The sequence below is a fragment of the Lysobacter sp. 22409 genome, assembly GCF_052045105.1.
Taxonomy (GTDB): Bacteria; Pseudomonadota; Gammaproteobacteria; order Xanthomonadales; family Xanthomonadaceae; genus Lysobacter; species Lysobacter antibioticus_B.
Genome location: NZ_JBQEOE010000014.1, coordinates 102,926 through 115,326, shown reverse-complemented (window position 1 = coordinate 115,326; position 12,401 = coordinate 102,926). Strand labels below are relative to the sequence as shown.

General features: G+C 69.5%; 8 protein-coding genes. 2 read left to right on the top strand and 6 right to left on the bottom strand.

The features are described from left to right. The 5 genes from ACTJJK_RS09770 to ACTJJK_RS09750 all read right to left on the bottom strand — a co-directional run. Nucleotides 1-5,177: amino acid adenylation domain-containing protein (locus tag ACTJJK_RS09770; protein WP_440730084.1), on the bottom strand; the 5,177-nt coding region annotated here is incomplete at its 3' end. A gap of 658 nt (nt 5,178-5,835) precedes the next feature. Beyond that, nucleotides 5,836-6,837 carry a sulfate ABC transporter substrate-binding protein gene (locus ACTJJK_RS09765; RefSeq protein WP_440730083.1) on the bottom strand — a complete coding sequence of 334 codons (1,002 nt, stop codon included), beginning with the start codon at nt 6,835-6,837 and terminating at the stop codon, nt 5,836-5,838. A gap of 79 nt (nt 6,838-6,916) precedes the next feature. Beyond that, nucleotides 6,917-8,377: an OprO/OprP family phosphate-selective porin gene (locus ACTJJK_RS09760; protein ID WP_440730082.1), complete on the bottom strand. Its 1,461-nt coding sequence runs from the start codon at nt 8,375-8,377 to the stop codon at nt 6,917-6,919. Between the two features lie 130 nt (nt 8,378-8,507). Beyond that, nucleotides 8,508-8,837: a hypothetical protein gene (locus ACTJJK_RS09755; RefSeq protein ID WP_440730081.1), complete on the bottom strand. Its 330-nt coding sequence runs from the start codon at nt 8,835-8,837 to the stop codon at nt 8,508-8,510. Next, the gene (locus ACTJJK_RS09750) at nt 8,834-9,298 is read right to left on the bottom strand and encodes an RrF2 family transcriptional regulator (protein ID WP_031371271.1); all 465 of its coding nucleotides are present in this window, start codon (nt 9,296-9,298) and stop codon (nt 8,834-8,836) included. Before ACTJJK_RS09750 ends, ACTJJK_RS09755 begins: the two co-directional genes overlap by 4 nt. A 231-nt stretch (nt 9,299-9,529) precedes the next feature. Here ACTJJK_RS09750 and ACTJJK_RS09745 point away from each other — a divergent pair, with 231 nt between their 5' ends. Both ACTJJK_RS09745 and ACTJJK_RS09740 read left to right on the top strand, forming a co-directional pair. Then, on the top strand, nt 9,530-10,390 hold the full coding sequence (locus ACTJJK_RS09745) for an ABC transporter permease (RefSeq protein ID WP_440730080.1): 861 nt from the start codon (nt 9,530-9,532) through the stop codon (nt 10,388-10,390). Continuing rightward, nucleotides 10,387-11,949, top strand: a complete 1,563-nt coding sequence (locus ACTJJK_RS09740) for a dipeptide ABC transporter ATP-binding protein (protein WP_440730079.1) — start codon at nt 10,387-10,389, stop codon at nt 11,947-11,949. Before ACTJJK_RS09745 ends, ACTJJK_RS09740 begins: the two co-directional genes overlap by 4 nt. Before the next feature lie 199 nt (nt 11,950-12,148). Here ACTJJK_RS09740 and ACTJJK_RS09735 read toward each other — a convergent pair whose 3' ends face one another. Further along, nucleotides 12,149-12,397, bottom strand: a complete 249-nt coding sequence (locus ACTJJK_RS09735; protein ID WP_031371268.1) for a hypothetical protein — start codon at nt 12,395-12,397, stop codon at nt 12,149-12,151. Nucleotides 12,398-12,401: the final 4 nt, after the last annotated feature.

Here is a 12,401-nt window from a genome sequence, read left to right as displayed (position 1 = left end):
CCGTTCAACAGCGGCACCCACAGCTCGTAGGTCGAGGCGTCGAAAGCGTGGGTCGAATGCAGCAGCACGGTCTCGTGGCCGCTGGCGAAGCGGCGGTCGCGGGCGAACTCGACCACGTCGCGCTGACGCACGGCCACGCCCTTCGGCACCCCGGTCGAGCCAGAGGTGTACATGACGTAGGCGAGTTGCTCAGGATGGATGGCCGGCTTGCGTGCACGCGATTCGGTGGACGCGTCGAAATCGAAGCGGTCCAGACGCAGCAAGTTGGGATGGGTCAAGCTGCGTGCATCGATGCCGGCATCGGCGATCAACACGGCGGCTTCGGTCTCGGCCAGTAACTGGCCCAGGCGCTCGTCGGGGTGCTGCTCGTGCAGCGGCAGGTAATAGGCGCCGGTCTTGAGCACGGCGAGCACGGCCACGACCAAGTCGGGCGACCGCTGCAGCAGCAGGGCGACGCCGCGTTCGGTGCCGGCGCCGCGACTGCGCAGCTCGTGGGCGAGCGCTTCGACGCGGCGATCGAGCTCGGCGTAGCTCCACTCGATACCGTCGCCGACCACGGCGATGGCGTGCGGGGTCGACGCGACCTGGCGCTCGAACGCGGCCGCGACCGATTCGAGTTCGACGGTGTGTGCGGTGTCGTTGCAGTCGCGCAGCAGGCGCTGGCGCTCATCGGCGTCGAGCAACTCGACCGCGCCGATCGGCCGTCGGTCGTCTTCGGCGACGGCGATCAGCATGCGCTGCAGCCGCAGCGCGATCGCCTCGGCGGTGGCCGGGTCGAACAGATCGCTGGCGTATTCGAGCGCACCGTCGAGGCCGTCGGCCTGGCCGGCGTCGTCGAAGCGCTCGCAGAAGGCGAAGCTCAGGTCGAACTTGGCCACATCGAGGGCGAACTCGGCCGCGTAGGCGCGCAGGCCGGGCAGGTGCAGTTCGGCCTGCTCGGTGTTCTGCAGCACCAACAGCACCTGGAACAGCGGGTGGTGGCTCAAGGAGCGCTCGGGTTTCAGCGTGTCGACCAGTTGCTCGAATGGCAGGTCCTGGTGCTCGAAGGCGGCCAGGTCGGTCGCGCGTACCCGCGCCAGCAATTCGCTGAAGCGTGGGTTGCCGCTCGTGTCGGTGCGCAATACCAAAGTGTTGAGGAACAGCCCGACCAGTTCGTGCAGGGTGGCGTCCTGGCGGCCGGCGACCGGTGTGCCGATGGCGAGGTCGGTGCCGGCGCCGAGCCGGGTCAGGGTCGCGGCCAGCGCGGCCTGCAGGACCATGAACAAGGTCGCGTGGTGGCGTCGGGCGATGGCGCGCAGGCGTGCGTGGGTGTCGGCGTCGAGGGCGAAGCCGCACTGGCCGCCGCGATAGCTGGCGCGCGGCGGCCGCGGGCGGTCGCTCGGCAGTTCGATCTGCTCGGGCAGGCCGGCCAGGGCGTCGCGCCAGTAAGCGATCTGGGCCGCGATCAGGCTGTCGGGATCGGCGTCATCGCCCAATAGGTGTTGTTGCCAGAGGGTGTAGTCGGCGTATTGCACCGGCAGCGGGGCGCGGATCGGTGCGTTGCCGTCGAGACGGGCGGCATAGGCCTCGGCCAAGTCGCGCGCGAGCGGCGCCAGCGAGGCGCCGTCGCCGGCGATGTGATGCAGCAAGAGCAGCAGCGCGTGTTGTTGCGGGCCGAGCCGGACCAGGGTCGCGCGCAGCGGGATCTCATGGCGCAGGTCGAAGGCGTATGCGGCGGCGTGCGAGAGCGTATCGGCCAGGGTGGGTTCGTCGCTGTCGACGACATCCAAAGTGGGGGCCGCACGTTCGAGTACTTGTTGGCTCGGCACCTCGCCAGCGGGGAACACCGTGCGCAGGCTTTCGTGGCGCGCGCACAGGTCGGCGAGCGCGGCGCGCAGCGCGTCCACGTTCAACTCGCCGTCCAGGCGCAGCGCCAGCGGCATGTTGTAGGTCGCGCTGGGGCCTTCGAACTGGTGCAGGAACCACAACCGGCGTTGCGCGAACGACAGTGGCAAAGTCTCGGGCCGCGGCATCGGCCGCAGGGCCAGGCGACGGCTCTGGTTCGGATCGAGTGCGGTCGCCAGGCCGGCGACGGTCGGGGTCTCGAACAGGCTGCGGATCGACAGCTCGACGTCGAGTTCGGCGCGGATGCGGCTGATCAAGCGGATCGCCAGCAGCGAATGGCCGCCGAGGACGAAGAAGCTGTCGTCGATGCCGAGCTGGGCGGCGTGCTCGTCCGACAGGCCGAGCACTTCGGCGAACAGCGCGCACAGGGTTTGTTCGCGCGGAGTGCGCGGGGCGCGCAGGCTGGCCGGGACGAAGTCCGGCGCCGGCAGCGCTTTGCGGTCGAGCTTGCCGTTGGGCAACTGCGGCAAGGCGTCGAGGACGACGATCGCGGCCGGGACCATGTACTCGGGCAGGCGCGCGGCCAGGGTCTCGCGCAGCGCGTCGCGGTCGATCTCGTTCTGTTTCGTGGTATCGGCGACCACATAGGCGACGATCTGCTTCTGCCCCGGCCGGTCCTCGCGCACGATCGCGCTGTTGCGCGGGTAGCCGGCGCGGGCGAGCTCGGCTTCGATCTCGCCGAGTTCGATGCGGAAGCCGCGCAGCTTGACCTGGTGATCGACGCGACCGCGGTGAACGATGACCCCGTCCTCGCGCCAACTGGCCAAGTCGCCGGAGCGGTACATGCGTTCGCCGGCAACGAAGGGATCGGCGACGAAACGCTCGGCGCTGAGCGCGGCGCGGCGCAGGTAACCGTGCGCCAGCCCGGGGCCGGCGATATACAGCTCGCCGGTGACCCCGGCCGGCACCGGCCGCAGCGCGTTGTCGAGCACGTACAAGCGCGTGTTCCAGATCGGCCCGCCGATCGGAATCGGCCCGTCTTCGATCTCGCGGCAGGGCCAGGCGGTGACGCCGATCGAGACTTCGGTCGGGCCGTAGGAGTGATGCAGCGGCCGGCCGATGTGCGCGGCGACGCGGCGATGCAGATCGGCCGACAGCGCTTCGCCGCCGCAGACGATGCGGCGCAGGCTGGTGCAGGCGGCCGCGCCCGGCTCCTGCACGAACATCTCCAGCATCGAGGCGACGAAGTGCACGGTGGTGACCTGTTCGCGCTGGATCAGCGACGCCAGATAGGCCGGGTCGCGATGGCCGTCGGGGCGCGCGACCACCAGGCGGGCGCCGTGCAGCAGCGGCCAGAACAGCTCCCACACCGACACGTCGAAGCTGGTCGGGGTCTTGTGCAGCACCGCGTCGTCGGCCTGCAGGCCGTACTCGCCCTGCATCCAGGCCAGACGGTTGACGATGCCGCGGTGCGGAATCACCGCGCCTTTCGGCGTGCCGGTCGAGCCGGAGGTGTAGATCACGTAGGCCGGGTGATCGAGCTGCAGCGGACGCGTGCGATCAGTGTCGGTGGGTGCGGCGTCGGCACAGTCGCTCAATTCCGCAACAAGCCCTGCATCGTCGAGCAGCCACAAACCCTCACGCGCGGGCAGCCGTTCGACGACGTCGCCACGCGTCAGGATCCGCACCGGTGCCGCGTCGGCGATCATGTGGGCGAGGCGGTCGCTCGGGTAATCGGTGTCGAGCGGAAGGTAGGCCGCGCCGCTCCTGAGCACCGCGCACAGGGCGACGACCAGTTCCAACGAACGCGGCAAGGCCACGCCGACCAGATCCTCCGGGCCGATGCCGTCGGCGATCAGGCGATGGGCGAGGCGGTTGGCGCGCGCGTCGAGTTCGGCGTAGCTCAGCGTCTGCCCTTCGAACACGACGGCGACCGCATCGGGTGTGCGCGCCGCTTGCGCGCTCAACAACTCGGCCAGGGTTTGTGCTGGCACCGCGTGTTCGGTCGCATTCCAGTCGCGCAGCACCTGCGCGGTTTCGGCGGCATCGAGCAGTTCGATGCGGCCGACCGGTTGCCCGGCATCGGCGACGAAGGCCTCCAGCAGACGCTGATAACGGCCGCCCAGGCGCAGCACCTCGTCACGCGTGAACAGATCCGGCCGGTAGCTCAGCTTGAGTTGATACGGGTGGCCGGGAATCAGCGCCAGGCCGACCGGGTAGTGCGAGGTGTCGCCGCCGTGGTGGCTGTGCAGGGCGATGCGCAGCGCATCGGGCGCGGCCTCGTCGCCGTCGCCGACCGGGAAGTTCTCGAACACCACCAGGGTGTCGAACAGTTCGCCGTGACCGGCCAGGCGCTGAATCTCAGTCAGGCCAAGGTGCTGGTGATCGAGCAGCGCCGATTGCTCGGTCTGCAGACGCAGTAGCAGGTCGCGCACCGATTCGTCCGGCCGCCATTGCAAGCGCAGTGGCAAAGTGTTGATGAACAAACCGACCATCTGCTCGACGCCGGCCAGCTCCGGCGGGCGGCCCGAAACCGTGGTGCCGAAGGCGACGTCGCGGCGATGAGTCAGGCGGCCGAGCAACAGCCCCCACGCCGCCTGCACGATGGTGTTGAGGGTCACGCCGAGGCCGCGCGTAAGCCGGGTCAGCGATTGCACCAGCGCATCGGGCAGGTCGATACGCAAGGTGTCGGGCACCGCCGCTGCGGTCGTGGCCGCTGCGATCCGGCTCGGTTCCTCGAAGCCGGCGAAGGCGTCGCGCCAGGCGCTGCGCGCCGCGGCCGCATCGCGCGAGGTCAGCCAACGCATGTAGTCGCGGTAGGGCGTGACCCGCGGCAGCGCCTGCGCGTCGGCGCCGTTGCGGTACAGCGCGAACAACTCTTGCAGCAGGATCGGCGAAGACCAGCCGTCGAGCAGGATGTGATGGCTGGTGAACACCAGGTAATGCCGCGTTGCCGACTCGCGCACCAGCACGAAGCGCAGCAGCGGGGCACGGGTCAGTTCGAAGCGTTGCTGTTGGTCGTCGGCGATCGTCTGGGCCAGCGCATCGGCACGCTCATCCGCAGGCAAACCACTGATATCGATCTCGCGCCACGGCAGCTCGACCTCGCGCTGGATGACCTGCACCGGCTCCTTGATCTTGTGGTGCACGAAGGCCGCGCGCAGGCTGGCATGGCGCCGCAACAGCGCTTGCGCCGCCGCTTGCAACGCTGCCGCATCGAGCACTCCATCGAGCGCGAACACCATCTGCACGACATAGCTGTCCTGCACCTCGTGGTCGTAGAGGGCGTGGAACAGGAAGCCGTGCTGCAACGGCGACAGCGGCAGCAGGTCTTCAATCTGGGCGTTGCGCATGGAGCGGTTCCAGGATGAGAGCCCGCGCAGCGCTCGGCATGCGCAGGGCGGCCGATGCGGCGATAGGCGAGCGATGAAGTCGCGTGCCGCGATCGGAGCGGCGAGCACCGAGCCGCGGCAGGTATCGCAAGCCGCGATGCGGACGCCCCTGCTCGTCGCATGCGCAGCGTGGATAACGAAACGATGACGGAGCGGCTTGCCATAACGCGACCGGCCGCACAGGCTCGTTGCGATGCGGCGCGAGTATGCAACGCGTCGTTGACGCGTCCATGTCCCTATCCGCGCGTAAACGGATAACTGTGATGGCCGCGGGACTCCATGCTTCGAGTCCGACACGGAAGTGCCCGGCGCATCGCGTCGGCAATCGCAGAAACGCTGCTTCAGAGCCGGCCTCGCGCGGCCAGGGCCGGTCTCGCATTCGCACGCGATCGCTGCTCTCGTGATCGCGGACACGCGAACGATGCGCGCACCGCCCCAGTCTCGGATGCAGGCGCGACGTCAGCCGACGGGCTGCCGCGCAGTCGGTCCAGTGCGTTCATGGGTCGCACAAATGAAAGAGCCGCGGCACCGTTCGGTGTCGCGGCTCGTGTCGGCGTCGCGATGCGCGAGGCCGGCCGCTTGCCCTTTGCGAAGGCAAGCCATGTCCCGTCGGTACGGGTTACTTCGGCAGATAGATCTTGTCGAAGAAGCCGCCGTCGGAGAAATGCGCGGCCTGGGCTTTCTTCCAACCGCCGAACGCGCTGTCGATGGTGACCTGCTTCACCGCCGGGAACTTGGCGAGGTCGGCGGCCGACACCTTGTCGGGCTCGGCCGGGCGGTAGCCGTGCTTGGCGGCGAGGCGTTGGCCTTCGGGGGTGTACAGGAAGCGCAGATAGGCCTCGGCCTGCTTGCGGGTGCCGTGCTTGTCGACGTTCTTGTCGACCCAGGCCACCGGCGGTTCGGCCTTGATGCTCAGGCTCGGCACGACGATTTCGTACTTGCCGCGGTTGGCCGGCTGCTCCAAGGTCAACAAGGCCTCGTTCTCCCAGGCCAGCAATACGTCGCCGATGCCGCGGTCGACGAAGGTCGTGGTCGAGCCGCGCGCGCCGGTGTCGAGCACGGGTACGTTCTTGAACAACTGGGTGAGGTAGTCGACGACTTTGTCGCCATCGCGATATTTGGTCGAGGCCCAGGCCCAGGCGGCCAGGTAATTCCAGCGCGCACCGCCGGAGGTCTTCGGGTTCGGGGTGATCACGCCGAGGCCGGCCTGGGTCAGGTCGCCCCAGTCCTTGATGCGCTTCGGGTTGCCCTTGCGCACCAGGAACACGATGGTCGAGGTGTAAGGCGAGCTCTGGTGCGGCAGGCGCGTCTGCCAATTGGCCGGCAACTGCTTGGCGTTGGCGATGGTGTCGATGTCGCCGGCCAGCGCCAGGGTCACCACGTCGGCTTCGAGGCCATCGACGACCGAGCGCGCCTGCTTGCCCGAGCCGCCGTGCGAGGCGCGCAGGTTGAGGGTCTCGCCGGTCTGCTGTTTCCACTGCGCGGCGAAGACCTGGTTGACCTCGGCGTAGAACTCGCGGGTGGGATCGTAGGACACGTTGAGCAATTCGACGTCTTTGGCCGACGCGCAGGCGGCGGAGAGGGCCAGGCCGAGCAACATCAGGCGGAGGGTGGTTTTCATCGGTAAGTCCTGTGCGTGGGGCGAACTGGGGGCGAACGGGATATGGGAATTCGAAACCGGGGTCTTGCGATCGCCGGCGTCAGAACGCGAGCTGGGCACGGGTGAAGAAGGCTTTTTCGTCTTCGCGGTCGCGGCCCGCAGCGGCACCGCCATCGAATTCGGTCTGGGTGTAGTTGGCGATGAGCTTGAGATTGCCGGTCAGGTACCAGTTCAAACCCAGGCCCCACGAACGCGCCGCGGCGGCGACGGCGTTGCGATCGGCGAAGCGCGGGAAAGCGGCGTCGTCGATCTCCAGGCGCCCGTAGCGTGCGACCAGTTCGAACGCGCCCCAGCCTGCACCACCGACCGTAAACGGATGGTTAGGCCGGGTCACGCCCTTGTAGCCGGCGTCCTCGCCGGTCAGCACGTAGCCGGTGGTGACTTGCCAGGCGCGATGGTCGAGTTCGTCGGCGACCGCGCCGATGCGCACTTCCTGGCTGGAGCTCACGTATTCGCCGAGCACGCTGAAGGCGTTGCGGTAGTACCAGGCCTGCGGCGACCAACGCGTGTGCGCGCCGTCGGCCAGCGCGGTGCCGCGGTAGTTGAAGAACTGCGTCTGCCCCGGGGTGCGGTAGCGCGGCAGGAAGTTGTTGCCGCTGCCCTGCTTGTCGCCGCGGCTGCCGGCGAGGCCGAAGCCCAGGCCGGAGAGTGCGTTGCTGTCGTTCTTCCACGGCTCGAAGAACAGGCGTCCGGCGAGCTCGAAGTCGTTGTCGGGGTTCACCGTCGGGCTGTCGCGGCCGTCGACCGCGCCGTTGTAGACGCCGAGCGCGTACGACACCGTCGACTGCGCGAACTCGCCTTGCAACTGCACGCCGAGGTCGCGGTTGGGCGTGAGTTCCGAAGCCAGGCCGAGTTCGATCAAGGCGGTCGAACCGCTGGACTGCAGGCGTTCCAGCCCGACCGGGCTCTTGAACTTGCCGATGCGCACGGTCGCGCGCGGGTCGAACTTCAGATCCAGGTAAGCGTCGGCGATGGTCGCGCTGTCGCCGGCGAATTCCGGGGTCAGGCGGAAGCCGACCAGCGAACCCCAACTGCCTTCGATGGTCGGCATGATCCGGCGGAACAGAAACGTGTCGTTCTGCGGCACCGTGTCGTCGCCGATGAAGAAGCGGCCATCGGCCTGGACCAGCGCCTTGAACTTCAGTTCGACGTCGCCCGGCGGCGGCGATTTCACCGCCAGCCCCTTGCTCGCGCTGAGCGTCACCGTCGGCGTGCTCGCGGCCTTGGCCGCGCTTTCCTCGGCTTGCAGTTCCAGGCGGCGTTCGATCACCCGCAGGCGTTGATCGAGATCGCTCAGGTTGCCGCTGTCGGCGGCGGCGCCGGCGACGGCCTCGCCGCCGCCCAGGCGTCGTTCGATCTCGCGCAGACGCTGGGCCAGCTCTTCGACCGTGGGCGGAGCGGTTTGCGCCTGGGCCGGCAAGGCGAGCGCACACGCCAGCGCGCCCCACAGCCAAGGGGTCGCGGTAGGCGTTGCGTTCGCAAGTCGAACCCGGGTTTGCATGTCGTGCTCCTTCAGCGGTGTCTGGACAGTCGGCGGGCCCATCGATCGGGCCGATAGCGGGTGGGTGGAGGTCGAGCGGCCGCGGCGACGGCGGCGGAGATGGATTAGCGGCGTCGACAGCGCGTGCGGCTCACGGACGCGGGGCCCGTGTCGGCGCCACCGGCAGGCGTTGGCTGCGGGTGATCTGGACGATGCGCGAGCTGTGCACGACGACTTCGATCTGGCCCTGGCCGAGTTCGCGCACCGCGGTCAGCAACTGGTACTCGCTGTCGCTGAGGTTGACGATGTTGATCTCGGGTTCGACGGTCGGTGCCGGCCGGTCCGGGTCGCCATCGGCCCGGCGCGCGGCGGCGCGTTCGGGCTGGCGCTGATCGTGCGGGCGCTGATCGTGCCGGCGCGGTTCGGCCGACGTACGGACCCGGCGGCCGGCGCCGCGCTCGCCCGGCACATGCCGGCTCACGGGCCGTCTCCGGCCAGCGCGGCCAGGCTCGAACCGGGCGCCAGGGCCAGCTCGTGCAGGCTGCGCCGGTCGAGTACGTCGGAGATCGCGTCGCGCGCCTCGCGCATCAGCGAACGCAGACTGCAGGCGTCGGGGTCGGGACAGTCGGAGCAGGGCTGGTAGGCGCTGACGCTGGCGCAACGCACCGGCGCGAGCGGCCCGTCGATGGCGCGGATCAGGTCGCCGATCATGATCTGGTCGGCCGGGCGGGCCAGGGCGTGGCCGCCTTTCTGGCCGCGCCGGCTGTCGATGAAACCGGCCTGGCGCAGATCGACCAGGATGGTCTCGAGGAACTTGCCGGGTGCGCGGCTGTGTTCGGCGATCGTGCGCGCCTGCAGCCGTCCGCCCCGGAGCCGGCCGCCGTCGGCACGCGCCAGCGCGCACATCGCGCGCAGTGCGTACTTGGCCTTCATCGTCAGCATTTCCCATTCACCATGTAGGGAATGTGGCCGCGACCGGTGGCCCAGGGGAAAAGGTATTGCCTCATCTGCTTATGACCTGGGGCTATGTGGGGGCCGCGAGGGGGAACAGAGCTAAAGGCAAATCCCCCTAATCCCGTCTCCAAAGGAGAGAGGGATCAGCTCGATAAGGAACAGGCACACCGCCGCTCTCGCCGGCCCCGTTCGCCCACGAAGCCGTTAGGATGAGCGCCCATGCGTTCTCTCGCCTCGCTTCCGCCGCTCGCCCGCACCTGCTTGCTGGTGCTCGCCGCGCTCGCCGCCGCCTGCTGGCTGGCGCCGGCGCTGGGTCGCTACGGGCCGATCCTGCCCGACTGGGACGCGCTGTCGGTGCGGCCGGGCACGGCCGGGCACTGGTTCGGCACCGACGCGATCGGCCGCGACGTGTTCGCGCGCACGCTGGCCGGCGGCCGCCTCTCGCTCGGCATCGGCTTGCTCGCCAGCGTGGTCGCTCTGGTCATCGGCCTGGGCTACGGCGCCATCGCCGGGCTCGCCGGCGGCCGCGTCGAGCGCGCGATGCTGCGGGTGCTCGATGTGTTCTCGGCGCTGCCGTTCCTGCTGGTGGTGATCTTGTTGCTGACCTTGTTCGAGCGCTCGCTGTTGCTGCTGCTCGCGGCGATCGGCGGGTATGTCTGGATCGACCTGGCGCGGGTGATGCGCGCCGAGGCCGCGCGCCTGCGCGAGGCGCCGTTCGTGCTCGCCGCGCAAGCGGCCGGGGCGAGTTTCGGCCAGCGCCTGCGCTGGCATGTGCTGCCGAATCTGTTGCCGCTGGCGTTCGTGTATCTCGGTTTGATTTTGCCGCAGGCGATCCTGGTCGAAAGCTTCCTCGGCTTCCTCGGCCTGTCGATCGACGAGCCCTCGTCGAGTTGGGGCGGCCTGCTCGCCGAAGGCGTGCAGGAGCTCGACAGCGCACCGTGGACCTTGTTGTTCCCGGCCGGGTTCCTGGTCGCGACCCTGGCGGCGTTCCAGTTTCTCGGCGACGGCCTGCGCGATTGGCTCGACGTGCGCGGCGATGCCCGCGACGGCGGCGCCAAGGTCGGGGCGGCGGCCGCATGAGCGCGTTGTTGCGTTTGCAGGCGCTGACGGTGGCGACGCGCGCGCACGGCTTGCTCGGGCCGCTCGATCTGCAACTGCACGCCGGCGAATGCCTCGGCGTGGTCGGCGAAAGCGGCAGCGGCAAGAGCCTGACCGCGCTTGCGCTGCTCGGCCTGCTGCCGCCGGAGCTGCGCGGCGAAGGGCGCCTGCAGGTCGACGGCGAAAGCATCGCCCTCGGCGGCGCCGCGCACGCGCGCCTGCGCGGCCGCAGCCTGGCCTGGGTGCCGCAGGACCCGCTTGCGGCCCTGCATCCGCTGCGTCGCGTCGGTGCGCAACTCGACGAAACCCTGCGCGCGGTCTGCGGCTTGTCGGCGGCGGCCGCGCGCGAACGTGCGCTGGCCTTGTTCGAGCGCGTGCAATTGCCGGACCCGGCGAACGCGCTGCGGCGCTATCCGCACCAGTTTTCCGGCGGCCAGCGCCAGCGCATCGCGATCGCTTTGGCCTTGGCGACCCAGCCGCGGGTGTTGATCGCCGACGAACCGACCTCGGCCTTGGATGCGCGCATCGCCCGCGACATCCTCGACCTGCTCGACCGCCTGCGTCGCGAGGATCGCCTGGCGTTGTTGCTGATCAGTCACGACTTGCCGCTGGTCGGCGCCTACGCGCAGCAATTGCTGGTGCTGCAGCGCGGTGCGGTGGTCGAACGCGGCGACACCGCCGCGGTGTTCGCCGCGCCGACCCAGGCCTATACGCGCGAACTGCTCGCCGCCGACCGCATCGAGGCTTTACCGGAGCGTGCGTCGGAGGAGCCGGTGTTGCTGCGCGGCGAAGGCCTGCGCATGCGCTATCCGCGCGCCGCGCACAGCGCGCTCGACGGTGTCGACATCGAGCTGCGCCGCGGCGAGGGCCTGGCCCTGGTCGGCGAGAGCGGCAGCGGCAAGAGCACGCTCGGCCGCGTGTTGCTGCGCCTGTTGCGCGGCGCGCAGGGCCAGGTGTCGATCGACGGCACCGATCTCGGCGGTCTCGACGCGCGCGCCTTGCGCCGCTTGCGCGCACGCACCGGGGTGGTGTTCCAGGACCCCTACGCCTCGCTCGATCCGCGCCTGCGCATCGGCGAGATCGTGGCCGAACCCTTGCGCATCCACGCTCGCGGCGATGCCGCCGCGCGTCGCCGTCATGCCGCCGCATTGATGCAGGCGGTCGGGCTGGACGAGGCCATGCTGGATCGCTATCCGCACCAGTTCTCCGGCGGCCAGCGCCAGCGCATCGCGATCGCGCGCGCACTGGCGACCGATCCCGACCTGTTGGTCTGCGACGAAGCGGTGTCGGCCCTGGACGCGCATCACCGCGCGGCGATTTTGGCTCTGCTCGCGCGGCTCAAGCGCGAACGCGGCCTGGCCTTGTTGTTCGTGACTCACGACCTCGCCGCGGCGGCGGCGGTGGCCGAACGCATCGCCGTGCTCGAAGCCGGCCGCATCGTCGAGACCGGGCCGACCGCGCAGGTGCTGCGCGCGCCGCAACACGCGCACACGCAGGCCTTGCTCGCCGCGCGTCCGAAAACCGCGCTCGACCAGGCCTGAGCCCGAGCTTCGCGCTCACGAACCGTCCGAACCGGATTTCGGCCCGGAGCATCGATAGCGCAGGATCGGGCGCGACGATCGCGCCGCTGCATCGCCGTATCGGGCTGAGCGGCGCGGTCGCGGCTCAGCGAACGGATTCGAATGCGGTCGCCGCTCAGGCGATCGCTCTCGAATGAAGCCTCCGCTCAGGCGGTTGCGCTCAGACGATGCCGCCGCCGATGCCCAGGCGGACCACGCCGACCACGATCACGATGGCGTTGAGCAGCAGGCCGGTCTTGGCGCGGCCGTTCTTTTCCGAGCTGGTGAACAGCACTCCGATCGCGGCGATGATCGCGCCGACCGCGGCGAACGGGATCAGGAACCAGTTGCCCCAGCCCAGCAGCGGGATCAGGGCGAGGATCATCCACAGCAGCGCGACGATGCCCCAGAGCAGGCTGATCAATCCCATCGTG